The sequence below is a fragment of the Rhizobacter sp. genome, from assembly GCF_032229685.1.
In the GTDB taxonomy this organism is placed as follows: Bacteria; Pseudomonadota; Gammaproteobacteria; order Burkholderiales; family Burkholderiaceae_C; genus LMDS01.
The window spans coordinates 404883-428517 of record NZ_JAVTWP010000040.1; the positions used below are offsets into that span (position 1 = coordinate 404883).

A 23635-nucleotide genomic window follows, 5' to 3' on the forward strand; every position below is an offset into this window, starting at 1 on the left:
GCAGGGTCCACGTTCAAGAGGGCACCTTCAAGCGCGGGTCGATCACCGCGTACAGCACGTCGACGATGAAGTTGATCACGATCACGGCCGCCGCCAGCAGCATCACCACGTTGCGCACGACCACCACGTCGCGGTTGGCGATGGCCTGGAAGATCAGCCGCCCGAGGCCCGGCAGCGAGAACACGTTCTCGACCACGATGGTGCCGGTGAGCAGGTTGGCGAACTGCAGGCCCATCACCGTGAGCACCGGCACGAAGGCGTTGCGCAGCACGTGGCGCCACAGCACGGCGCGCCGGCTCAGGCCCTTGGCGCGTGCGGTGCGCACGAAGTCTTCACGCAGCACGTCGAGCACGGCCGAGCGGGTGATGCGCGCCAGGATCGCCGCCTGCACCACGGCCAGCGCCACGGCCGGCAGGATCAAGGCCTTGAAGGCGTCGAAGAAGCCGTCTTCCCAGCCCGGGAAGCCACCGGCCGAGAACCAGCGCAGCTTCACCGCGAAGACGAAGATCAGGATGATCGCGAACCAGAAGTTCGGGATCGCGATGCCGAGCTGGCTCAGGCCCATCACGCCCACGTCGCCCAGTTTGTTGTGGCGCGAAGCGGCATAGATGCCGAGCGTGAGCGCCAGGCCCGCCGTGAGCAGCATCGCCATCAGCGCCAGCGGTGCGGTCACCTGCAGCCGCTCGCCGACGAGCTGCGTCACCGGCACCGAGTACGACAGGCTCTCGCCCAGTTCGCCACGCGCCAGGCCGAGCATCCAGTCGGTGTAACGCTGCAGCGGCGGCCGGTCGAGGCCGAGCTTGGCGTTCAGGGCGTCACGGGCTTCGGGTGTCGCCGATTCGCCGAGCACCACGTCGGCGGCGCTGCCGGGCAACACGTCGAGAACGACGAACACGACCATCGACGCGACCAGCAGGGTCGCCAGAAAGGTCGCGAAGCGCTTGATGAGGAAGAGGCTGATGGCGGGCTCGGCGGCGGTGCGGGTGGGCGCGCTGCGCCCATGCCCTCATCATGCCGTGGATTTGCCCCGCCTCGCCGCCGGCCTTGTCGCCGACCTTCTGGCCGGCTCAGCGGCTCAGAAGGTTTCCCAGTCGTCGGTGCCGTTCGCCGCGGCTGTCGCCGGCTCGGCCTTCGCCGGATTGCTGGCCGCCGGAAGGCGGGCCACGTTGGTGGCGCGGTTCGGCCCGCGGCGCTCGACCGGTTTCGCCGTGTCGGGGACGCGCACCGGGGCCGGCGCGGGTGCGACCATCGGCGTGCGCTCGCCGTGCATCAGCTTGAACACCGCCACCGCTTCGACCAGTTGCCGGGCCTGCTGCTTCATGCTCTCGGCCGCGGCCGCACTTTCTTCGACCAGCGCGGCGTTCTGCTGCGTGGCCTGGTCCATCTGCGTGACCGCCTGGCCCACCTGCGCCACGCCGGCGCTCTGCTCGGCGCTGGCCGAGCTGATCTCCCCGACGATGTCGGTCACACGCTTGATCGCGCCGACGATTTCGCCCATGGTCTTGCCGGCCTGGTCGACCAGCGCCGTGCCGTGTTCCACACGTTCCACGCTGGCGCCGATCAGGCCCTTGATCTCCTTGGCGGCTTCGGCACTGCGCTGCGCGAGGCTGCGCACTTCACCGGCCACCACCGCGAAACCGCGGCCTTGTTCGCCGGCGCGTGCCGCTTCCACCGCCGCATTGAGCGCGAGGATGTTGGTCTGGAACGCGATGCCGTCGATCACCGAAGTGATGTCGGCGATCTTGCGGCTGCTGTCGTTGATGCCCTTCATGGTCTCGACCACCTGGCCGACCACGGTGCCGCCCTTGAGCGCCACTTCGGAGGCGCCGAGCGCGAGCTGGTTCGCTTGCTTGGCGTTGTCGGCGTTGTTGCGCACCGTCGAACCGAGCTGGTCCATGGTCGCGGCGGTCTCTTCGAGCGCGCTGGCCTGTTGTTCGGTGCGGTTCGAGAGGTCCTGGTTGCCCTGGGCGATCTCGGCGCTGGCCGTGGCCACGTTTTCCGAACCCTGGCGCACGTTGGTCACGGCGGCGGTGAGTGCTTCCTGCATGGACTGCAGGCGGGCCATCAGGCTGCTCGTGTCGCCGGCCTTCAGGTGGATCTTCGTCGTGAGGTCACCTTCGGCCACGGCCTTGGCCACGTCGGCCGCGGTGCCCGGTTCGCCACCCAGCTGGCCGATCAGCTGGCGCGTGATGGCCCAGGCCAGGCCGAAGCCGAGCAGCAGCGCTGCGGCCAGCAGGCCGAGCATCGCGACCTTCACCTGGGCGTAGATCGTGGTGGCTTGCGCGGCCGCGGCCTTGCCGCCCTCGAAGCCATATTTTGTCAACGCATTGAGGGCGCCGAGCGCCTCGTCGAAAGCCATGCTGGCCATGCCGTCGCTGATGTCGGTCGCGTCTTGCGTCTTCTTCTCGCGGCCGAGCGCCACCACGCGCTGCTCGGCCTTCTGGTAACTTGCCCAGCCCTTGCTGAACTTGGTGAACAGCTCGCGTTCGGCGTCGCTCGACACCAGCGCTTCGTAGGAAGCGATCGCCGCGGTAGCGGCTTTCGTGGCCAGGCCGATCTTCTCTTCGTATTCCGAGTGGTAGCTCGAATCGGCGGTGCGGCTGTGCTTGATCTCGTACTCGCGCGCATCGACCAGGCCGACACGCAGCTCGGCCAGAAGTCCCACGCCTTGCAGCCATTTCGTGGCCAGGGAATCGGCCTGCGCGTTGACGCGCGACAGGCCGTTGTAGGCCACACCACCCACCAGCGCGGTGAGCAGCAGGATGGTCGAGAACGCGGCAGTCAGCTGTTGACGCACGGCCATGCGGCCGAAGGTGTCGCGCAGGCGGGAAAGATTCTTCTTCATGGCAAGCTTCCGGGAGGCTTCAGGTTGATGCCCGGCCGCCGCCCGTTGCGGGCGGCGGCCGGGGTCACGCGAGAAGAGGCGTGCTTACTTCTTGTGGCCGATGTAGCTCACGCCGACCAGCTTGCCCGAAGCGTCCTTGATCGGGTTGTAGCAGGCGTCGAAGGCGGTGCCGAGCACGTCGATCGGGCCACAGTACTGCGTGCCCTTGATCACTGCTTCGTAGGCCTTGTTGCGGGCCAGCTGGGTGCCGACACCGCGCTTGCCTTCGGGCGTGAGCACGTTGGTGCTGACGCGCACGAACTCGTCGCCGTCTTTCACGAACACGGTGGCGGTGGCGTTGTGCGCCTTGCGCACGGCGTCGACCACGTCGTAGTTGTTGTTGATCTTGCGTTCGCCGAAGTACAGCGCCGGCACGGTCTTGTCGCCGACCTTCTCGGTGCCCTCGACTTTGGCGGCGCCGATCTTGGCGAGGCGCGCGTCGAGGTCGGCGATGGTGGCTTTCGGGTCTTCGGCGTGGGCGGCGCCGAAGGCGGCGAACATCACGACGGCGGCGGTGAGGGCAGAGCGTTTCATGGTGGATCCAGTCTTGAAGAGTTGACGATGCGACCGAATCCGGTCGCCGGGCATGGGGACGCCCTGTGTATCGGCAAGCCTTCTGGAACCTTGAGCCTGGCCCTCGCGCACTAAGACAGTGCTTCGTCGAGCACTTCGACCCAGTGCCGTACCGGCGTGGTGGTGCCGGTCTGCAGGTGCTGGATGCAGCCGATGTTGGCCGAGACGATGGTCTGCGCTTCCAGCGGCGCCAGGTTGGCGAGCTTGCGGTCGCGCAGCTGGTAGGCGAGCTCGGGCTGAAGCACCGAATAGGTGCCTGCCGAGCCGCAGCACAGGTGGCTCTCGTTCGTGGCCAATTGCACGGTGAAGCCGAGCGCGTTCAGATGCGTTTCGACACCACCCCGCAGTTGCTGGCCGTGCTGCAGCGTGCAGGGCGGGTGAAAGGCGAGCTGCGTGGCGAGGTTGCGCATGCGCAGCTTCGGCTTGAGCGCAGCGACCAGGTCGGGCAGCAGCTCGCTCAGGTCGCGCGTGAGTTCACTGATGCGCCTGGCCTTGTCGGCATAGGCCGGGTCGCCGGCCAGCGCGTGGCCGTATTCCTTCACGGTGACGCCACAGCCCGAGGCGTTCATCACGATCGCCTCGAAGGCACCGCCGTTCGACACCAGCGGCCACCAGGCGTCGATGTTGCGGCGCATGTCGGCCAGGCCGCCTTCGTGGTCGTTCAGATGCGTGCGGATCGCGCCGCAGCAGCCGGCCTCGTCGGCCACCACGGTCTGGATGCCGGCAGCGTCGAGCACGCGTGCGGTGGCGCTGTTGATGTTGGGCATCATCGCCGGCTGCACGCAGCCCATCAGCATCAGCACCTTGCGCTTGTGCTCGCGGGTCGGCCACTGGTGGGCGCGCGCCGGCGCCTTGGCCGGCACCTTGTTCTTCAGTGAATCGGGCAGCAGCGGGCGAACCATCTGGCCGAGCTTCATTGCGGGCGAGAACAGCGGCGACGTCAATCCCTCCTTCAGCAACCAGCGAACCGCCTTCTCGCCGTTCGGGCGCGGCACACGCTCTTCGACGAGGCGCCGGCCGATCTCGACCAGGTTGCCGTACTGCACACCCGAGGGGCAGGTGCTTTCGCAGTTGCGGCAGGTCAGGCAGCGGTCGAGGTGCTGCTGCGTGCTGCGGGTGACGGGTGCGCCTTCGAGCATCTGCTTCATCAGGTAGATGCGGCCGCGCGGCCCGTCGAGTTCGTCGCCGAGCAACTGATAGGTGGGGCAGGTGGCGGTGCAGAAGCCGCAATGCACACACTTGCGCAGGATCGCCTCGGCCTCGGTGCCTGCCGGCGTGCCTTTGAATTCGGGGGCCAGATTGGTTTGCATGCGTGCAGGTGCTCAGAGCCCGGGATACAGGCGGCCGGGGTTGAAGATGCCGGAAGGGTCGAACGACTTCTTCAGCTCGCGGTGAATGCGGTCGAGCGGCGACTGCAGCGGCGCGAACACGCCGGCGCCCTTGTCTTGCGCCGCGAACAAGGTGGCGTGGCCGCCGGCGCGTGCGACCACGTCGCGCACGTTCGAGGCCGGCATCGCGCTGCACAGCCAGCGCTGCGCGCCGCCCCACTCGATCATCATCTCGCCCGAGAGTGCCAGCGGTGGCGCGGTCTGCGGCACCGAGATGCGCCACAGCGTGGCGCCTGTCTTCACGGCTTCGCGCGCCTTCACGAAAAATTCGTCGTCGTGGTTGCGCAGCCCGTCCCAGAACGGCAGCGCGTGTTCGGGGCTCACGACCTGGCCACCAAAGCGCGCACGCGCGGCCTGCACCGCGGCCAGTGCGCCGCGCAGGCGCAGGATCAGGTTGCCGTCCCACCACGCGCTGGCGTTCAGCGGCAGTGGCAGGCCCCCCCAGGTGTTGAGCTGGGCGATGGCCGTGGCCTGGTCCATCTCCATGCGCAGCGTGAGCGTGGCCGGTGCGACCGGCAAGACTTTCAACGACACCTCGAGGATCACGCCGAGGGTGCCCATCGAGCCCGCCATGAGCCGCGACACGTCGTAGCCGGCCACGTTCTTCATCACCTGCCCGCCGAAGCTCAGCACCTCGCCGTTGCCGTTCAGGATGGTGGCGCCGAGCACGTAATCACGCACCGAGCCGGTGGCAGCCCGCGACGGGCCCGACAGGCCGGCCGCGACCATGCCGCCGACGGTGGCACCGCGCGACGACGCGCTCAGTTCCAGGTCGCCGAAGTGCGGCGGCTCGAACGGCAGGCACTGGCCCTTGGTGGCGAGCAGCGCTTCCAGGTCGGCGAGCGAGGTGCCGCAGCGTGTGGTGACGACGAGTTCGGTCGGCTCGTAGCTCGAGGTGCCTTCGAGGATGCGGGTGTCGAGCACTTCGCCCTGCGGCGCTTCGCCATAGAAGTCTTTGCTGCCGCCGCCGCGGATGCAGAGCTGCGCGCCGGCGGAGCGGGCGCTGTGGATGCGGTCGATCAGTACCTGCAGCGCGGGGTCCGTGGGGCTCATGCGGGGGGAGTCTTCAGAAGCGGGAAATATCGGCGAACGGCAGCAGCCCTCGCCGCACGTGCATCTTTCCGTACTCGGCGCAGCGCGCCAGCGACGGCACGGCCTTGCCGGGGTTGAGCAGTTCCTTCGGATCGAAGGCACGCTTGAGCGACAGCATCTGCTCGCGCTCCGGCGGCGAGAACTGCACGCACATCGCCGAGAGTTTTTCGATGCCCACGCCGTGTTCGCCCGAGACCGTGCCGCCCATCTCGACGCTGCGCTCCAGGATCTCGGCACCGAAGAGCTCGCAGCGGTGCAGCTGGTCGGCGTCGTTCGCGTCGAACATGATCAGCGGGTGCAGGTTGCCGTCGCCGGCGTGGAAGACGTTGGCACAGCGCAGGCCGTATTTCTTTTCCATCTCGCCGATGGCGAGCAGGATGTCGGCGAGCCGGCTGCGCGGGATCGTCGAGTCCATGCACATGTAGTCGGGGCTCATGCGGCCGGTGGCGGGGAACGCGTTCTTGCGGCCGCTCCAGAACTTCAGGCGCTGCGCTTCGTTCTGGCTCACTTCGATGCGTGTGGCACCGCTGGCGCCGAGCACCGCTTCCATGCGGCTGATTTCTTCGGCCACTTCTTCGGGCGTGCCGTCGCTCTCGCACAAGAGAATCGCAGCGGCGTTCAGGTCGTAGCCGGCGTGCACGTAGTCTTCGACCGCGGCCGTCATCGGCTTGTCCATCATCTCGAGCCCGGCCGGGATGATGCCGGCGGCGATCACGTTGGCGACCGCGTCGCCGGCTTTGCGGATGTCGTCGAAGCTGGCCATGATGCAGCGCGCGAGCTGCGGCTTGGGCACGAGCTTCACGGTCACTTCGAGCGTGACCGCGAGCATGCCCTCGCTGCCGACCAGGATCGTCATCAGGTCGAGGCCGGCGCAGTCGAGCGCGTCGGAACCGAAGTCGACCGGCTCGCCGCCGACCGTGAAACCGCGCACCCGCAGCACGTTGTGCAGCGTCAGGCCGTATTTGAGGCAGTGCACGCCGCCGGAGTTTTCGGCCACGTTGCCGCCGATGGTGCAGGCGATCTGGCTGCTGGGGTCGGGCGCGTAGTACAGGCCGTAAGGCGCAGCCGCTTCGCTGATCGCGAGGTTGCGCACGCCGCATTGAACGACGGCGGTGCGCGAAACCGGGTCGAGCTTCGTGATCTTGTTGAACTTGGCGAGGCTCAGCGTCACGCCCAGCCGGTTCGGCAAGGCGCCGCCCGACAAGCCGGTGCCGGCGCCGCGCGCGACCACCGGCACGTTGAGGCGGTGGCATTCGCGCAGCACGGCGGCCACCTGGGCTTCGGTTTCGGGCAGCGCCACCACGAGCGGCTGCTCGCGGTAGGCGGTGAGGCCGTCGCATTCGTATGGCACGGTGTCTTCGGCGTGCCAGAGCAAGGCGTGCGCCGGCAGCAGTGCCGACAGCGCGGCCACCACTTCGACCTGGCGCACCTTGCGCTGCGCCGCATCGGCGGCTGCGGCAGCCACATTGCCGGGCAGGGCTGCATTCATGGCGGGGGCTCTCGGTCGGCTGGCATGGAGCGCCAATGTAGCCGCAACGGCAAGACCTTCCTTGTTTACCCGGCGCTTCTGAACACGGTCAACACGCCGGTGTAGCCATACAGCTGCCCGCGTGCGATCTCGCCCGAGGCGAAGAAGCCGACCAGCGGCACGTCGCCGAGCGCGTGTTTGACGATCGCGAGTTCGGCCGATGGCGCGCCGAAATGCGCCCCGCCGCGCCCGGCGCAGCTGACGTAGATCGCCCCGGCGATACCGTGGGCCGAGGGTGCCGTGGCCTGGCCTGCCGGGCCGCCCTTCAGTGCGAGCGCCGCTTCGATCGGCAAGCTTTCGGGCTCGACCTCGTCACGCACCTCGGCGCAGATGCGCATCAGGTCGCGGCGCGCGGCCTCGGTGTTGCGGGTACAGAAAGCGATCTGGCTGCCGACCTCGGCGATGTCGCCGATGGCGATGCCACGCCGGCCGGGGTCGAGGCCGACGAGGTGGCGCACGCGGGTGTCGGGGCCGAACGCGCCGCGCCGTGCGATGTGGTCGAAGCGGCCGCGCAAGGCCGTGCTGTCGTCGAGCGCTTGTGCGCTCACGTCCGGTGCGGCGTCGCTGAGGCCGACCAGCGTCTGGCGCAAGGCCGGCAGCGCGCCGCGCGGGTCGCTGCCTTCGAACTTCAGGTCGCGCAGCAGGCAGTCGAGTGCCGCTTCGCCGTCGAGCGTGGTCAGCACGTTGCGGTCGGCGGCGGTGATGGTGCGTGTGCTGCCGATCGGCTGGCAGCCCTGCGTCACCCGCGAGACCAGCGCCACGCGGGCGTCGAAAGCCACGCCCGAGAGGCCGCCGCTGAGCACGTCTTCGGCGATGTGCACGGCCTGGCTTCGAGACGAGGCCAGGCCGCCGAACAGGTAGCCGGTGGTGGTGCGCGCGCTCATGTCGCGCAGCAACTCGTCGGGGTCATTGCCGGCCGGGTCGGCGTGCACGTTGGCGGTGTGCGCTTTGAAGCCGCCGAGCGGGCGAGCGCCCGAAAAGACCCGAAAGCGCTCGCGCGGGATCTCGGCCAGCATCAGCACCAGCGCCGGCTCGTCGAAGTATTCGACGCCGCTCGCGGCCACACCCACACCGCTGGCACCGACCCACTGCACGCCCGGCCAGCGCAGGTGCAGCTCGGCCAGCAGCGCGACGGCGTGAGCAGCGTACTGGTCGCTGAAGTAGACCCAGCCGAGCGACGGAGCGGCCGCGCCCGGCTCGCTGCGCTGCGCGTCGATCTGCGCCGCGGCCAGCGCGAGCGCCATGCGCCAATCGGGGTGCGTGGCGTGGGCGTGCAGGAACGGCTTCATGGGTTCAGCGGGTCACTGCCGCCTTCTTGCGCGCGGCGGGCTTCTTCTTCGCGGCAGCCTTCGCGGCCGGCCGCTTCACTTTCGGGGCCACCTGGCCGGTGGCGTCGATCGACTGTTTGAGCATGGCGCCGGCCAGCGTCTTGGCGGCGTCGGCGCCGGTGTCTTTCATCGCGGTGGTGGCAAGTTCGGTGAACTGCTTGGTGAGGGCGCCCCACCACTGCATCGGGTCGACGACGCCGGGCGCCGCAGGCGCCTCGGTGGCCGCGGCGGGCGCAGGTTCGGGCTCGGGCTCGGGTTCCGGCGCCGCCGCCGCGGGCGGCACCTTGATCTTCATCGACTCGCGCAGGTCGTCCATCTGCACGTTCATCGTCTTCAGCGTCGACAAGGTCATGCGCTGCACCTCGAGCGCCTGGATGGTCGCGTCGAGCATGCGCGCGTTCTGCTCCAGCCAGTACTGCACGGTGCGCAGTTCCTTGATGCGCTTGTCGATCTCTTCCGGGTCGATGGTCGGCGCGACCCATTGGCCGATGCCGGGCAGCGCCACGCCTGCGCCTTTCACCAGGTTCTGCAGAAAGTCGAAACCCGGCACGAGTTTCGTGAAGGCGGATGGGTCGGTCATGGAGTCTCCTCGGCGGGTGCGTGGGCCGCGCTCTGCGGGTTCGCGGCGCGATTCATTGTGCATTCAGAACAGCCACGAGCGCACCGCGCCCGAGCCCCATTTTCAGGGCGAAAAGCGCACCCGTTCGACCGAGAAACCACGCTGCGCCAGCAAATCGGGCAGGCCGAGCGGCCCGATCATGTGCAGGCTGCCGACGGCCGCGAACACGTTCTTGCCGGCGTTGTGCAGTGCCGCGATCGCATCGGCCAGCGGCGGGTTGCGGGCGTCGAGCAGGCGCGCCTGCTGGGCGCGGTCGGCCTCGGTCTTCAGGCAGTCGCACCACGACTCGTAGGACGAGAGCGTGTCGAGGTCGGCGTCGGCCCAGACCTGCGTCAGCCGCAACACCAGCGGTCGCGCGCGACCGCTTTCCAGGTCGTGGATGCCGCTCTCGACGAAGCTCAGCGTTTCGCGTGTGCTCGGCATCTGCAGCACGCGCAGTTGCTGTTCCGGCGTTTCGAGCGACAGCACCGGCTTGCCGGTGGCGCGCCCGAAGCCGCCGAGCACGGCGTCGATGCCGTACGACGGGTCGATGCCGTCGCGCCGCCCGACCAGCACCGAGAGTGTCGCCACCTGCATCTCCGGGCTCAGCGGCGCGAGCATCTGGGCCGGGATGCATTCGGCCTCGGCCAGGCGCAACAGGCGCTGACGCAGCGCGTCGGGCAGCGGCGCGTTGCGCTGCGCCGCCATGCCGGCACCGAGTCGGCGGCCGATCTCGGGGTCTTGCATGTCGAGTTCGAGGGCAATGGTGTCGCTGGCCCGGAGCGCCTGAGACACTTTGGGGCCGGGGAACATCCACTCGCGCCGGGCCGCGTGCACCGTGCCGTAGAGCCACGAGTCGCGCCCGTCGCGGCTGACGCGCCACAGGAAGCCGCGGTCGCGCGCGCTGCGCAGGCCGGCCTGCATTTCGTCCTGCGTGAGCGGCGTGGCCACCGGTGGGCAAGTGGCGGGCGTCTGGGCCTGGGCTTGCGCTTGCGCTGCGGCGCCGCAGGCCAGCAGCGCTGCAGCGAGCCAGCGCCAGACCGCGCGCCTGTCGAGAAGTGTCTTCATGCCCGCAGCTTAGCCGCAGCCTGCGGTCGCTGCGTCAGCGTGCCGGCTTCAGCTCGAAGCGCAACACGCCGTCGCCTTGTTGCCACTTCAGGCGCCCGAGCACGTCCATGCCCAGCAGCGGCCGGTCGCTCAGGCCCGGCAGCGCCACCACGCGCAGGCGCTGCGCCTCGACACCCCCCTGCAGGCTCACGTCGGCCGTGACGACCTGGCCGGTGACCACACCACCGGCCGTGCTGGACTGCACCGTGCCGATCGATTCGAGGTTCAGCTCACGCGCCAGATTCGCCGAGATCGCGGTGCCGGTGGCGCCGGTGTCGACCAGGAAGTCGACCTCGCGCCCGTTGATGCGGCCCGGCCAGTGGTAGTGGCCGTCGCCACCACGGCGCAACTCGACCACGCCGCCGCTCACCTGGAACTGCGTCTGCCGTGCCCGGTACATCCACCACTGGATGCCCAGGAAGACCAGAACGCCGAGCAGCAGCCAGACGGTGACAAGCTTGAAGGTGCGCGGGAGTTCGTTGCTCACGCCGGGCTCGCCGCCACCCGCTGCTCGATCGCGCCGAACAGGCTCGCGCCGTCGGCGCCTTTCATGTCGATGCGGATCGTGTCGCCGTACTGCATGAAGTCGGTCTTCGGTGCGCCGCCTTCGATGGTTTCGATTGCGCGCTTCTCGGCGATGCACGAATAACCGCGCGACCAGTCCTTGTTGCTCACCGTGCCGCTGCCCACGATGCTGCCGGCGCGCACGTTGCGTGTCTTGCAGATGTGCGCGATCAGCTGGCCGAAGTGGAAGGTCATTTCCGGGCCGGCGTCGCACAGGCCGACGCGTTTGCCGTTCCACACGCTTTCCAGGTTCAGGTGCAGGCGCCCGCCGCGCCAGCTGTCGCCGAGCTCGTCGGGCGTCACGGCGACCGGGCTGAAGGCGGTGGCGGGCTTGCTCTGCAGAAAGCCGAAACCCTTGGCCAGCTCGGCCGGGATCAGGTTGCGCAGGCTCACGTCGTTGGCCAGCATCACCAGGCGAACGGCGTCGATCGCGGCGTCGGGTGCCGTGCCCATGTCCACGTCGCCAGTGATCACGGCGACCTCGGCCTCGAAGTCGATGCCGAAGTCGGTGCTGGCGCAGACGATGTCGTCGCGTGCGCCGATGAAATCGTCGCTGCCGCCCTGGTACATCAGCGGGTCGGTGTAGAAACTCTCCGGCACTTCGGCGTTGCGCGCCTTGCGCACCAGCTCCACGTGGTTGATGAACGCCGAGCCGTCGGCCCACTGGTAGGCTCGTGGCAGCGGCGCCATGCACTTCTCGGGTTCGAACGCGAAGGCGTGGCGCGCCTTGCCGTGGTTGAGCGTCTGCGACAGCTCTTCGAGTTGCGGCGAGATGAAGCCCCAGTCGTCGAGCAGCTGTTGCAGCCGTGTGGCGATGCCGCTGGCATAGTGGGCCGTGGAAAGGTCACGCGAGACGACGACGAGCTGGCCGTCGCGTGAGCCGTCTTTGTAGGTCGCAAGCTTCATGGGTGGTGCAGGGCCGTGGAGCAGGAAAGGAGCCGTATTGTCGATGCACGGGGCACAGGCCGATTCCGGTACCGCGGCGGGCCGCCGCTGGAAGGTGCTGGCGCTGCTCGCTGCGCTGGCCCTGCTGCTGCACGCCGGTGCGCTGAGCGGCATCGACTGGGCCTGGCCGCGACAAGTGGCCACCCCGCGGTCCGCCGATCCGATGCAGGTGCGGGCCGTGGCCGAAGCGCCGCCGGCCGCGGTGGCGGCAAGTCCTGCGCCGATGCCGATCGCCGTGGAACCGATGCCCGCGGCCCCGAGGCCCGTGTCGCTGCGGGTGGCCGCCGTGGCGGCGCCGGCCGCGAAGGCCGTGGTGGCGGCCGCACCACCACCCGCCCCGCCGGATCCCGCGCCCGGGCCGGCGGCTGCGGAAGCGGAAGCGGAAGCGGCGGCGTCGCCCGCTGAAGAGACCATTCCGCACTACCGCACGCGCCTGCCCCCACCGGTGACCTTGCGCTACGACCTGCAGCGGGGCGCGTTGCGTGGCAACGGCGAGCTGCAGTGGCGGCCGGCCGCCGAGCGTTACGAGCTTCGGCTCGAAGGCCGCGTCGCCGGCCTGGCCGTGCTCACGCAGGTCAGCCAGGGCGGTTTCGACGACGCCGGCATCGCGCCGCTGCGCTTCACCGACCGGCGCGTGCGGCGCCAGCTTTCCGCTGCCAACTTTCAGCGTGATGCCGGCAAGATCACCTACTCGGGTCCTCAAGTGGTCTACCCGCTGCAGGCCGGTGCCCAGGACCGGCTCAGCTGGATGATCGAGCTCGGTGCCATCGTCGCTGCCGAGCCGGCACTGGCGCTGCCCGGCGCGAAGGTGCTGATGTTCGTCACCGGTGCGCACGGCGATGCGGGTGTGTGGTCTTTCCGTTGCATCGGCGCCGATGCGGTGGAGTCGCGCGCCGGCAGCGTGGCCGCGCTCCGGTTCCGGCGTGAGCCGCGCGGGCCGTACGACACCACGGTCGAGGTCTGGCTCGACCCGAAGCGCCACCACCTGCCGGTGCGCGCCGCCTGGCGTGCCGGCCCGAACGACGAAGGGATCGAACTGCACCTGCAAGACATGGACACGCCGCCCTGACCCCGGTTCGCGGGGGCCCGTGTCGGCCGCTGGCTTGATATTTGCGTTGATGGACTCACGTGGTCGAGCAGGAGAGTCGTTCATGCAAATGCTCTACAACTCGGAAAGTTACGCGGTGGTGCTGTTCGACGTGGCCACCGACACCGGCACCGTGCCAGGCGGCGCCGCGCTCGACGGCGCCTCGCTGAGCCATGGCGGCTACGAGATCGTCGACAAGTTCGCACGCAAGGAAATCTTCATCCAGGGCGTGCTGGCCGAAAGCTTCAAGGTCGGCGTCGAGGCGCTGATCGAAACCAGCCCGTCCGAAGAAGAGATCGACGACTACATCGAGCGCTTTGCGTCGCTGATGCAACAACCCGTCATCCTGCATTGACCGGCCCGCGGCCGTGATCTGCGGCACGTGAACAAAACCTTCTGTCGTCCTGCGACCTCCACCTGCGTTAAGGTCGTTTGCAAGCCCTGTTCACACAGGGCTTGCCGTCAGGTGCACTCTGCGCCAAGATGGTTCACAGGAGGTTGCATGGTCAAGAGCTACAGCGAAGGACGCTTGCTGCTGTCACCCGGCTTGAAAGAAGCGCCGGTGCTCGACCGCATGTGCTCGCAGTTCGTGCTGACGCTCACCACGCGCAACGCCGGCCGCTTCAACCTGCGGCGCGACTGGAACAGCCTGCTCTCGCTCACCGGCCGCCACCTCGTGTGGCCGAGCTCGGTGCTCGGGCGTCTGCGCGAATTTCTCAACACCCGCTGCAAGGGCAACGAACACTGGCGTGGCCACGAGGCCCTGAGCGATGACGCGTTCATGGCGCGCCACGGCGGCTGGCGCGGACCGTACGAAGAAGGCACGCTGTTCTTCTACGTCGACGAATACATCAAGGACGCGCCGAAAGACCTGCTCGCCGTGCTCGGCGCCACCGCCGACTGGCTGGGGCGCAGCCTGAAGAAGGAATCGACTCTGGTCGAAAAGAACATCGACGCGCTGGCCGGCCTGCTGCAGCTCAACCCCGCCGAACGCGCGTTGCTGCTCTATGGCACGCTCGCGCGTTACCAGCGCGACCTGCGCGGCTTGCTGGTCGAGTTCAAGGTCTCGAACGCGCAGGAAGCGTATGCCGCGATCGCCAGCGTGGCCGGTGTGAGCGAAACCGACGTGGCCGAAGCGCTGCGCGCCGGCTCGCGCCTCGAGCGCATCGGCATGGTCGAGAACCTGATCTCCGAACACAACATCACCGACCTGGCCGACCTGATGAAGGTCAGCGAGCAGTTGCCGCCGGTGTTGATGCGCAAGTACGACGGCCCGTCCGACCTGATGGCGGTGTTCACGCGCCCCGCCAGGCGCAGCGAATTGACCGAAGCCGATTTCGACTTCGTCGGTGTCGATCAGCAGATGCTCACGTCGCTGCTCAAGAACGCCATTGCGCGCAAGGAGCCGGGTGTCAACGTGCTGCTTTACGGCCCGCCCGGCACCGGCAAGACCGAGCTCGCCAAGGTGGCGGCGCAATCGGCCGGGCTCGAACTCTATGAAGTCGAATACGCCGACCGCGACGGCAATTCGCTCAGCGGCCGCGACCGTTATCGGTCCTTGCAGATCAGCCAGGTGTTCCTGAAAGGCAGCCCGAGTGTCGCGCTGCTGTTCGACGAAGTCGAAGACGTGTTCCCGCCCATCTCCACCGACGCGGCGCAACTGATGGCGCGCCTGGACACTGGCGACGGCGCGCTCAGCGGCAGCGTGAGCGGCAAGGCCTGGGTGAACCAGATTCTCGAGACCAACCCGGTGCCGGTGATCTGGGTCACCAACCGCATCGAGCAGATCGACCCGGCGTTCCGCCGCCGCTTCCAGTACCACCTCGAACTCAAGAGCCCGCCGCCCGGCGCGCGCGAAAGCCTGGTCGGTCGCGCGCTGGCCGGTGTGGACGTGGGTGAAGGTTTTGCCAAACGCCTGGCCGAGCGCAAAGGCCTGACGCCGGCGCAGATCCGCACCGCGGTCAAGTTCGCCAGGCTCGCCGGCGACGGCAGCGGCCTCGAAGCATTGATCGAGCGCCAGCTCGGCAACGCCGACAAGGCGCTCGGCAACACCAGCACCGAGCGGGGTGCGCGGCGTGTGGTGACGAGCTACGACCTCGGCCTCGTGAACACCGAATCACGCTTCGAGGTGCCCAAGATCGTGGAGGCGCTGCGCCGCAAGAGCTACGGCACGCTGTGTTTCTACGGCCCGCCAGGCACCGGCAAGACGGCGCTGGCCGAGCACATCGCGCACGAGCTGCAGCGCCCGCTGATGATCCGCCAGGCCAGCGACATCATGAGCAAGTTCGTCGGCGAGACCGAACAGAACATGGCGAAGATGTTCGATGAAGCGCAGACCGAGAACGCCGTGCTGCTGCTCGACGAAGCCGACAGTTTTCTGCGCAGCCGGCGCATGGCCGAACGCAACTACGAGATCAGCGAAGTCAACGAGATGCTGCAGGGCATGGAGCGCTTCTCGGGCGTGTTCATCTGCACGACCAACCTGTTCCAGGAACTGGACGAAGCGGCGCTGCGGCGCTTCACCTTCAAGATCCAGTTCAAGCCGCTCAAGCCCGAGCAGCGCGAGCGCATGTTCGTGGTCGAGGCGCTGGGCGGTGATGCGTCGCGCCTGACCACCGAGCAGGCCGGTCGGCTGGCCCAGCTTGCATCGCTGGCCCCCGGAGACTTCGCTTCGGTCAAGCGCCAGTGCGACGTGCTGGGCGAAAGTTTCGAGGCCGACGAATTCCTGTCGCAGCTCGAGGCCGAGCACCGCGTCAAGCCCGAAGTGCGGCAGCAGCGCGGCATCGGCTTCCTGCACTGAGGAGTCTTCGGCTCAAGTCGTGCGCCGTTCCTGTCGATAAGCCCCTGAACAAACGGGCATTCGGCGCCAACGGAGCGACATGACCTCTGACGAATTCATCCCCTGGGCCACCGCGCCCGGCCTCTGGCTTGCCGTGCTCGCGATGGCGTGGCTGGCCAGCCACGTGGCGCTCGGCATGGCGCGCCGCGTGGTCACGAACCCCGGCCTTGCGGGCCAGGCCTGGCTGGCCGGCGGCGCGCTCGCGCTGGGCACCGGCTTGTGGTCGACCCACTTCGTCGGTCTCTCGGGCGACGTGTTGCCGTTCGGCATCGGTTACGGCGGCCGGGTCACGTTCGCGGCCTGGGTCGTGGCCGTGCTCGGCAGCGCGCTGGCATTGAAGCTCGGCATGGTGCGCGCACCGGGCTGGGCGCGGCTGCTGGCCGCCGCCGTGCTGCTCGGCGCTGTCGTGTTCGCCACCTTCGCGCTCTGCTTCGCGGGCATGCGGATGGCGCCGTCTCTGTCCTGGCACCCGTTGTGGGCGGCCGGCGTGCCGCTCAGCGCCGCCGCCGGCGCGATGGTGGCGCTGGTGCTCACGCTGCGCGCGAAGAAACACGCTGGCGGTGTGCCGCGCGAGCTGTCGGCGTCGTGTCTGCTGGGCCTGGCACTGAGCGGCTCGCACGTGATGAGCACCTTCGCCGCGCGCGTGCCTTTCGACGCGGTCTCGCTGAACCATTTCAGCGCGGCCAGCCATGGCACGCTGGCCTTGCTCGCCTCGGTGGGTTCGGCGGTGTTGCTGCTGGTGTTGCTGCTGCTCTCGGTCATCGAAGCGCGCATGACGCGTGCCTTGCGCCGAGCCATCGGCCGCATCGACGAAGCGGCGCGCACCGACACGCTGACCTCGCTGCCGAACCGCGGGTCGTTCGATCAACTGCTCGAAACCGCGGCGGTGCAGGCCGACCGCAAAGGGCAGCCGCTGGCTTTGCTGTTCGTGGCGCTCGACGGGTTCAAGCCGATCAATGATTCTTTCGGCCGACGCGTGGGCGATCTGGCGCTGCAGGAAATCGCACAACGCCTGGCGTCGGTGGCGCGCTCCGGCGACACGGTGGCCCGCGTGGGCGGTGACGAATTCGCCCTGCTGCTGCACCGTGATGCCGACCGCGACGGTGCCGCGAAGATGGCGCAGCGACTGCTCGCCACGGTGGCCGAGCCCTGCGAACTGGAAGGCCGCCAGGCCGTGCTCTCGTGCTCGATCGGCGTCGTGCTCTACCCGCAGCACGGCGGCCACACCACCGCGATGCTGCACGCCGACGCCGCAGCCCGCGCCGTGAAGCGCAGCGGTGGCGCGACCTACGCGTTCTTCGAGCAGCACATGCTCACCGGCGTGGGCGAGCAGCTCGACCTGCTGCGTGATCTGCGCATGGCCCTGGCCAGAAACCAGCTCGAGCTCTACTACCAGCCCAAGATCCATGCGCCCAGCGGCGAAATCACCGGCGCAGAAGCCTTGATGCGCTGGCACCACCCGCAGCGGGGCATGGTCAGCCCGGCGGTGTTCATACCGATCGCCGAGCGCTACGGCCTGATCGCGGCGCTGGGCAACTGGGTCATCGACGAAGCCTGCCGCCAGGCGCGTGTGTGGCGCGACGAAGGCCTGCGCATGCGCGTGGCCATCAACCTGTCGGTGCACCAGTTGCGCCACCCCGACCTGCCCGAGCGCATCGCCGATGCACTGGCGCGGCACCAGATCAACCCGATGCTGCTGACTTGCGAAATCACCGAGTCGGTGGCGATGGAAGACCCGGCGGCCACGATGAAGATCTTCGAACGCCTGGCCGCGGTGGGCGTGCACATCTCGATCGACGACTTCGGCACCGGCTATTCGAGCTTGTCTTACCTGCGCAAGCTGCCGGCGAGGGAGCTCAAGATCGACCGCAGCTTCGTGCTCGACCTGGAAACCAGCGCCGATGCGCGCGCGGTGGTCGACGCCGTCGTCAAGCTCGCACAGGCGCTCGGCCTGAAGGTGGTGGCCGAAGGCGTGGAGACCGAGGCGCAGAACCAGATCTTGCGTTCGCTCGGCTGCGACGAACTGCAGGGTTACCTGTTCGCCAAGCCGATGTCGGCCAAGGCGCTCGCGCTCTGGGCCATGGCCGACCTGGGGCCGAGCGCACTCACGTTCCGCGATTCGCTGTTCGCGCAGACGGCGCCGGTCGAGATGGCCTGAGCGCGGCCGTGCAATGCGGCATGAGAAGCGGCATGGTGCGCTGACCCGCCGCGTGCCGCGGGCTTGACACGTTTTCTACAATGGCGGCATGAACGCCCCTCACTACACCCGCGGCGCGGCACTCGCGCAGATCCTCGGCCAGCGCATCGCCATCCTCGACGGCGCCATGGGCACCATGATCCAGCGCTACAAGCTGGTCGAGAGCGACTACCGTGGCGAGCGTTTCAAAGACCACCCGAAAGACCTGAAGGGCAACAACGACATGTTGCAGCTCAGCAAGCCCGAGGTGATCGCCGAGATCCACGAGCAGTACCTCGCGGCCGGTGCCGACATTCTCGAGACCAACACTTTCGGCGCCACCAGCGTGGCGCAGGACGACTACGGCCTGGGCGCCTTCGCACGTGAAATGAACGTGGCCGCCGCGAAGCTTGCACGCGCCGCCTGCGACAAGTTCAGCACCGCCGACAAGCCGCGCTTCGTGGCCGGCGCGCTCGGGCCGACGCCCAAGACCGCCAGCATCAGCCCCGACGTGAACGACCCGGCGGCGCGCAACGTCACGTTCGACGAGCTCAAAGCAGCGTACCACGAGCAGGCCAGCGGCCTGCTCGAAGGCGGCTGCGACCTGTTCCTGGTCGAGACGATCTTCGACACGCTCAACGCCAAGGCCGCGATCTTCGCGCTCGACGAGCTGATGGAAGAAACCGGCGAACGCCTGCCCGTGATCATCTCGGGCACCGTGACCGACGCGTCGGGCCGCATTCTCTCGGGGCAGACCGTCAGCGCGTTCTGGCACAGCGTGCGCCACGCGCGGCCGCTGGCGATCGGCCTGAATTGCGCACTCGGCGCCACGCTGATGCGGCCCTACATCGAAGAGTTGTCGCGCGTGGCCGGCGACACCTTCGTGAGCTGCTACCCGAACGCCGGCCTGCCCAACCCGATGAGCGAGACCGGTTTCGACGAAACGCCCGAGATCACCGGCAGCCTGCTCGAAGAGTTCGCGAAGGCGGGTTTCCTGAACATCGCCGGCGGCTGCTGCGGCACCACGCCGGCGCACATCGCCGCGATCGCGCAGCGTGTCGGGCGCTACCAGCCGCGCTGCTGCGGGCCGATGGCGCTGGCGCGCGAAACCGAAACAGTCTGAGCCCGGGGGCCGGCGGCTCAGGTCAGCTTGAGCAGCCGGTCGAGGTTGAGGCGCACCTTGACTTCGTGGGCGGCCACGCCGCCCACCACCGCGTGCGCGGGCAGCCAGGTCTGGCGCAGTGCCGGCTCGGCGATCGCGATGCCCTGCGGGTTGACGATGCTCGCCACGACCGGTTCGTTGGCACGTTTGCCCTGGCGCAGCACCACGGCCACCTCGCCGTTCTTCAGGCGCACCAGGCAGCCCGGCGGGTACAGGCCGAGCGCTTTCAGGATCGCCGAGCCGGCTTCGTCGGGTTTCTGGAACTCGTCGAGGTAGACGGCCTTCGCCGCCGCGGTGGCCGACATGGCCTGGCGCCTCTTGCGCGGGCTGAGCCGCGCCGCAAAGATGTCGGCGCGCTGGATCAGGCGCGCCAGTTGCTGCACCACCTGGAGGTTGGCCAGCGGGCCGGGTGGCATGTCGTGGTGCTGCTCCACGGCGCCGAGCCAGAGCTCGTCGGTCACACCGGCGGCGCGCATCAGCGCCGCGCCTTTCTTGCCGTGCTGCTCGATCTGCGCGAGCTGCGGCGGGGTGATCGGCGTGTCTTGCGTGGCGAGTGTGTTCTGCAATTGCGTCATCGACACGTTCATGGTGAGCGCGGCGCAACGCAGCGAGGGCCTCAACTCGGCGTTCCAGGTCGGTATGTGGCGGGACACCAGCTCGCAGACCACCGCCACCAGCATCGCGTGTCGCACGCTGTAGTCGTGGTATTCCTGCGTGGCGCCATGCACGAGCAGCAGCAGCGCGGTGTCGCTGTCGCTCACCAGCAGCTCGAGCAGGCTCGCCTGCACACGCATCAATCGTGCCTCGAAGTCGGGCTGGCCGGGGTTGTGAAGCACTGCGCTGATGCGCAACTGAAGGCTCGACCATGCACCCAGCGGGTCGGTCATCCGTTGCGCCGTGGCCTTGCCGCCGACCACGTCGAGCGGGTCGGGGCGGGCCTTGGCAATCTGGCCGATCAGCGCGTTCTGCCGCACCATCGAGTCGAGCTTGCCGGCCATCGCCCGCTTGAGCGCTTCGCCGTCCTGTTCGTCCACGTACAGCTCGCGCGCCGCGAGCTGCAGGCGCTGGGCTTCCGACGCCACCATCGTGCCCCGCGGGATCAGCAGGCGGCCGGTCTTGTCGCGCAGGGCGAAGGGTGTCGGTTCGCCGACACGAAGCACGTCAGAGGGGAGTTGAAAAACGGGCATCGGGCAAAGCGGAATGGGCGGCGGGCGTGGCGGGGGTGGCAAGCCACCCGGTCCGGTTGTGCACGTTTTATCGTCAGGCCGGCGCCGGACTTGAGTCGTGCAGCATTACCGCGCGGGCCGGCCGGCACCGACCGTACAATTCCTGCTCGCCCAAGGAGCGCTGCGACAGCCCGGACCGAACCGTCCCCGGCTGCCAGGCTTGGGCCCGGCCGGGCATCAGCATGATCCCGGCCGTTTCAACGGCGCTCACCCGACCTTGACTGGTCCGCGGTGAGCAGCGCGGGCCCGCACGGATGCCTGCGATGACCACTGAAAACACGCCCGTCTCCCCGATGAAACTTTCCGGCCTCGAACCGGTATCGATCGGCGAAGGCACGCTCTTCGTCAACGTTGGCGAGCGCACCAACGTGACCGGCTCGAAGGCCTTCGCGCGGATGATCCTGAACGGCGAGTTCGAGCAGGCCCTGAGCGTGGCGCGCCAGCAGGTCGAGAACGGCGCACAGGTGATCGACATCAATATGGACGAGGCCATGCTCGACAGCAAGGCCGCGATGGTGCGCTTCCTGAACCTGATCGCCGGCGAACCCGAGATCGCGCGCGTGCCGATCATGGTCGACAGCTCGAAGTGGGACGTGATCGAAGCCGGCCTGAAGTGCATCCAGGGCAAGGGCATCGTCAACTCGATCTCGCTGAAAGAAGGCGAGGCGCAGTTCAAGCACCAGGCCAAGCTCGTGCGGCGCTACGGCGCGGCGGCGGTGGTGATGGCCTTCGACGAAAAGGGCCAGGCCGACACCTACCAGCGCAAGATCGAGATCTGCGAGCGCGCGTATCGCATGCTGGTCGACGAGGTCGGTTTCCCGCCCGAAGACATCATCTTCGACCCGAACATCTTCGCGATCGCGACCGGCATCGAAGAGCACAACAACTACGCCGTCGACTTCATCAACGCCACGCGCTGGATCAAGCAGAACCTGCCGGGCGCGAAGGTCAGCGGTGGCGTGAGCAACGTGAGCTTCAGCTTCCGTGGCAACGACCCGGTGCGCGAGGCGATCCATACCGTGTTCCTGTACCACGCGATCAAGGCGGGCATGGACATGGGCATCGTCAACGCTGGCATGGTCGGCGTGTACGACGACCTCGAGCCCGAGCTGCGCACGCGCGTCGAAGACGTGGTGCTGAACCGGCGCGAAGATTCCGGCGAGCGCCTGATCGAGATCGCCGAAAGTGCCAAGGGCCTGGCCAAGGACGACACCGCACGACTGGCCTGGCGCAACAAGCCGGTCGACGAGCGCCTGAGCCACGCGCTGGTGCACGGCATCAACGACTTCATCACCGACGACACCGAAGAGGTCTACCAGCGCATTCTGGCGACCGGCGGGCGCCCGCTTCACGTGATCGAAGGCCCGCTGATGGACGGCATGAACATCGTTGGCGACCTGTTCGGCCAGGGCAAGATGTTCCTGCCGCAGGTGGTGAAGAGCGCGCGCGTGATGAAGCAGGCGGTGGCCCACCTGCTGCCCTACATCGAGGCCGAAAAACTCGCGATGATCGCCGCCGGTGGCGAAGCCAAGGCCAAAGGCAAGATCGTGATCGCGACTGTGAAGGGCGACGTGCACGACATCGGCAAGAACATCGTGACCGTCGTGCTCCAGTGCAACAACTTCGAAGTGGTGAACATGGGCGTGATGGTCGCGTGCCAGGACATCCTGGCGCGCGCCAAGGTCGAGGGCGCCGACATCATCGGCCTGTCGGGCCTGATCACGCCGAGCCTGGAAGAGATGCAATACGTGGCCGGCGAGATGCAGCGTGATGACTACTTCCGCATCAGGAAGATCCCGCTGCTGATCGGCGGCGCCACCACCAGCCGCGTGCACACGGCCGTGAAGATCTCGCCGCACTACGAAGGCCCGGTCGTCTATGTGCCCGACGCGAGCCGCTCGGTGAGCGTGTGCAGCGACCTGCTGAGCGACGACCGCGCCGCGGCCTACATCGACGAGCTCAACGCCGACTACGTGCGGGTGCGCGAGCAGCACGCCGGCAAGAAGGCCACGCCGCTCGTCACGCTCGAGCAGGCGCGTGCCAACAAGACGCCGATCGACTGGGCTACCTTCACGCCGGTGGCGCCCAAGTTCACCGGCCGGCGCGTGTTCCGCAACCAGGACCTGGCAGAGATCGCAGCCGTCATCGACTGGGGCCCGTTCTTCCAGACCTGGGACCTGGCCGGCCCGTACCCGGCGATCCTGACCGACGACATCGTCGGCGAATCGGCGCGGCGCGTGCTCTCGGACGGCCAGCGCATGCTGCGCCGCCTGATCGAAGGGCGCTGGCTCACCGCCAACGGCGTGATCGGCCTGTACCCCGCCAACACCGTGAATGACGACGACATCGAGATCTACACCGACGAATCGCGCAGCGAGGTGCTGATGACCTGGCGCGGCCTGCGCATGCAGAGCGCCAGGCCGGTCGTCGATGGCGTGATGCGCCCGAACCGGTGCCTCGCCGACTTCATCGCCCCCAAGGGTTCGGGTGTGGCCGACCACATCGGCCTGTTCGCGGTGACCGCCGGCATCGGTGCCGAGAAAAAAGACAAGCAGTTCATGGACGACCTGGACGACTACAGCTCGATCATGATGAAGGCGCTGGCCGACCGCCTCGCCGAAGCTTTTGCCGAGCGCCTGCACCAGCGCGTGCGCAAGGAGTTCTGGGGTTACGCGGCCGACGAAACGCTGAGCACCGCCGAACTGATCGACGAGAAGTATTCGGGCATCCGCCCCGCGCCGGGTTACCCGGCCTGCCCCGACCACACCGTGATGACCGCGGTGTTCGACACCCTGCAGTGCGCCGAGATCGGCATGGGCCTCACCGAAAGCATGGCGATCACGCCGGCCGCCAGCGTCAGCGGCTTCTACCTGGCCCACCCCGAAGCGGCCTATTTCAACGTCGGCAAGATCGGCGAAGACCAGTTGCAGGACCTGGCAAGGCGCGGCGCGCAAGACGAAGCGAAGGTGCGGCGTTCGCTCGCAGCCTTGTTGCTCTGAACGCGGCTTGCGACGGCGTGCCGTCCGCGGCCTGCCTCGACGTGTGTGGGCGCGTAAGCAGTCGTTTCAGGATTGCCAAAACTGGTCGGTGCGGCAATTGCGACCAGCCGTAAGGGCGGTGTCGCCTGCCAAGTATTGA

18 protein-coding genes and 1 riboswitch are annotated in these 23635 nt (G+C 68.2%); of the genes, 6 read left to right on the forward strand and 12 right to left on the reverse strand.

All coding sequences use genetic code 11. The features are described 5' to 3' along the window. Positions 1–13 precede the first annotated feature (13 nt). The 11 genes from AC30PD_RS19990 to AC30PD_RS20040 all read right to left on the reverse strand — a co-directional run bounded on the left by AC30PD_RS19990 (position 14) and on the right by AC30PD_RS20040 (position 11968). Positions 14–961 (reverse strand): ABC transporter permease, encoded by a 948-nt coding sequence (locus tag AC30PD_RS19990; protein ID WP_489537560.1) that lies wholly within the window; start codon positions 959–961, stop codon positions 14–16. 114 nt (positions 962–1075) lie between these two features. Beyond that, on the reverse strand, positions 1076–2845 hold the full coding sequence (locus tag AC30PD_RS19995; RefSeq protein ID WP_489537439.1) for a methyl-accepting chemotaxis protein: 1770 nt from the start codon (positions 2843–2845) through the stop codon (positions 1076–1078). Positions 2846–2929: 84 nt separating this feature from the next. Further along, positions 2930–3418 (reverse strand): Cache 3/Cache 2 fusion domain-containing protein, encoded by a 489-nt coding sequence (locus tag AC30PD_RS20000; RefSeq protein ID WP_489537440.1) that lies wholly within the window; start codon positions 3416–3418, stop codon positions 2930–2932. A gap of 110 nt (positions 3419–3528) precedes the next feature. Next, entirely contained in the window at positions 3529–4767 is a 1239-nt protein-coding gene (gene glcF / locus AC30PD_RS20005) for a glycolate oxidase subunit GlcF (RefSeq protein WP_489537441.1), read from the reverse strand. 12 nt (positions 4768–4779) lie between these two features. Then, positions 4780–5898: a glycolate oxidase subunit GlcE gene (gene glcE, locus AC30PD_RS20010; RefSeq protein WP_489537442.1), complete on the reverse strand. Its 1119-nt coding sequence runs from the start codon at positions 5896–5898 to the stop codon at positions 4780–4782. Positions 5899–5911: 13 nt separating this feature from the next. Next, positions 5912–7426 (reverse strand): FAD-linked oxidase C-terminal domain-containing protein, encoded by a 1515-nt coding sequence (locus tag AC30PD_RS20015; protein WP_489537443.1) that lies wholly within the window; start codon positions 7424–7426, stop codon positions 5912–5914. Between the two features lie 65 nt (positions 7427–7491). Continuing rightward, entirely contained in the window at positions 7492–8754 is a 1263-nt protein-coding gene (locus tag AC30PD_RS20020; RefSeq protein ID WP_489537444.1) for an FIST signal transduction protein, read from the reverse strand. 4 nt (positions 8755–8758) lie between these two features. Further along, positions 8759–9373: a PhaM family polyhydroxyalkanoate granule multifunctional regulatory protein gene (locus AC30PD_RS20025; RefSeq protein ID WP_489537445.1), complete on the reverse strand. Its 615-nt coding sequence runs from the start codon at positions 9371–9373 to the stop codon at positions 8759–8761. Positions 9374–9475: 102 nt separating this feature from the next. Then, positions 9476–10459 (reverse strand): TraB/GumN family protein, encoded by a 984-nt coding sequence (locus tag AC30PD_RS20030; RefSeq protein WP_489537446.1) that lies wholly within the window; start codon positions 10457–10459, stop codon positions 9476–9478. A gap of 34 nt (positions 10460–10493) precedes the next feature. Further along, the gene (locus AC30PD_RS20035) at positions 10494–10985 is read right to left on the reverse strand and encodes a retropepsin-like aspartic protease family protein (protein WP_489537447.1); all 492 of its coding nucleotides are present in this window, start codon (positions 10983–10985) and stop codon (positions 10494–10496) included. After that, positions 10982–11968, reverse strand: coding sequence for a fumarylacetoacetate hydrolase family protein (locus tag AC30PD_RS20040; protein ID WP_489537448.1), 987 nt, complete (start codon positions 11966–11968; stop codon positions 10982–10984). The genes AC30PD_RS20035 and AC30PD_RS20040 overlap by 4 nt, the downstream gene beginning before the upstream one ends. A 43-nt stretch (positions 11969–12011) precedes the next feature. Between AC30PD_RS20040 and AC30PD_RS20045 the strand changes: the two genes are divergently transcribed. From AC30PD_RS20045 to AC30PD_RS20065, 5 genes are all read left to right on the forward strand, one after another. Further along, positions 12012–13076 (forward strand): DUF3108 domain-containing protein, encoded by a 1065-nt coding sequence (locus AC30PD_RS20045; protein ID WP_489537449.1) that lies wholly within the window; start codon positions 12012–12014, stop codon positions 13074–13076. A gap of 82 nt (positions 13077–13158) precedes the next feature. Beyond that, positions 13159–13449, forward strand: coding sequence for a BTH_I0359 family protein (locus AC30PD_RS20050; protein WP_489537450.1), 291 nt, complete (start codon positions 13159–13161; stop codon positions 13447–13449). A gap of 147 nt (positions 13450–13596) precedes the next feature. After that, entirely contained in the window at positions 13597–15894 is a 2298-nt protein-coding gene (locus AC30PD_RS20055; RefSeq protein ID WP_489537451.1) for an ATP-binding protein, read from the forward strand. 79 nt (positions 15895–15973) lie between these two features. Then, the gene (locus AC30PD_RS20060) at positions 15974–18091 is read left to right on the forward strand and encodes a putative bifunctional diguanylate cyclase/phosphodiesterase (protein ID WP_489537452.1); all 2118 of its coding nucleotides are present in this window, start codon (positions 15974–15976) and stop codon (positions 18089–18091) included. 88 nt (positions 18092–18179) lie between these two features. Further along, a complete protein-coding gene (locus AC30PD_RS20065) occupies positions 18180–19232 on the forward strand; it encodes a homocysteine S-methyltransferase family protein (RefSeq protein ID WP_489537453.1) in 1053 nt (350 codons plus the stop codon). Between the two features lie 17 nt (positions 19233–19249). On the opposite strand, the gene AC30PD_RS20070 is transcribed toward AC30PD_RS20065, so the two are convergent. After that, positions 19250–20458 (reverse strand): HD-GYP domain-containing protein, encoded by a 1209-nt coding sequence (locus AC30PD_RS20070; RefSeq protein ID WP_489537454.1) that lies wholly within the window; start codon positions 20456–20458, stop codon positions 19250–19252. 146 nt (positions 20459–20604) lie between these two features. Next, positions 20605–20713, forward strand: a riboswitch (S-adenosyl-L-homocysteine riboswitch). A 77-nt stretch (positions 20714–20790) separates the two neighbouring features. Between AC30PD_RS20070 and metH the strand changes: the two genes are divergently transcribed. After that, entirely contained in the window at positions 20791–23496 is a 2706-nt protein-coding gene (metH, locus tag AC30PD_RS20075; RefSeq protein WP_489537455.1) for a methionine synthase, read from the forward strand. The last annotated feature ends 139 nt before the right edge of the window (positions 23497–23635 follow it).

Coding starts and splice junctions, on each gene's coding strand:
- AC30PD_RS19995 (WP_489537439.1), bottom strand. CDS start 2,845: ATGAAGAAGAATCTTTCCCGCCTGCGCGACACCTTCGGCCGCATGGCC.
- AC30PD_RS20000 (WP_489537440.1), bottom strand. CDS start 3,418: ATGAAACGCTCTGCCCTCACCGCCGCCGTCGTGATGTTCGCCGCCTTC.
- glcF (WP_489537441.1), bottom strand. CDS start 4,767: ATGCAAACCAATCTGGCCCCCGAATTCAAAGGCACGCCGGCAGGCACC.
- glcE (WP_489537442.1), bottom strand. CDS start 5,898: ATGAGCCCCACGGACCCCGCGCTGCAGGTACTGATCGACCGCATCCAC.
- AC30PD_RS20015 (WP_489537443.1), bottom strand. CDS start 7,426: ATGAATGCAGCCCTGCCCGGCAATGTGGCTGCCGCAGCCGCCGATGCG.
- AC30PD_RS20020 (WP_489537444.1), bottom strand. CDS start 8,754: ATGAAGCCGTTCCTGCACGCCCACGCCACGCACCCCGATTGGCGCATG.
- AC30PD_RS20025 (WP_489537445.1), bottom strand. CDS start 9,373: ATGACCGACCCATCCGCCTTCACGAAACTCGTGCCGGGTTTCGACTTT.
- AC30PD_RS20030 (WP_489537446.1), bottom strand. CDS start 10,459: ATGAAGACACTTCTCGACAGGCGCGCGGTCTGGCGCTGGCTCGCTGCA.
- AC30PD_RS20040 (WP_489537448.1), bottom strand. CDS start 11,968: ATGAAGCTTGCGACCTACAAAGACGGCTCACGCGACGGCCAGCTCGTC.
- AC30PD_RS20045 (WP_489537449.1), top strand. CDS start 12,012: ATGCACGGGGCACAGGCCGATTCCGGTACCGCGGCGGGCCGCCGCTGG.
- AC30PD_RS20050 (WP_489537450.1), top strand. CDS start 13,159: ATGCAAATGCTCTACAACTCGGAAAGTTACGCGGTGGTGCTGTTCGAC.
- AC30PD_RS20055 (WP_489537451.1), top strand. CDS start 13,597: ATGGTCAAGAGCTACAGCGAAGGACGCTTGCTGCTGTCACCCGGCTTG.
- AC30PD_RS20060 (WP_489537452.1), top strand. CDS start 15,974: ATGACCTCTGACGAATTCATCCCCTGGGCCACCGCGCCCGGCCTCTGG.
- AC30PD_RS20065 (WP_489537453.1), top strand. CDS start 18,180: ATGAACGCCCCTCACTACACCCGCGGCGCGGCACTCGCGCAGATCCTC.
- AC30PD_RS20070 (WP_489537454.1), bottom strand. CDS start 20,458: ATGCCCGTTTTTCAACTCCCCTCTGACGTGCTTCGTGTCGGCGAACCG.
- metH (WP_489537455.1), top strand. CDS start 20,791: ATGAAACTTTCCGGCCTCGAACCGGTATCGATCGGCGAAGGCACGCTC.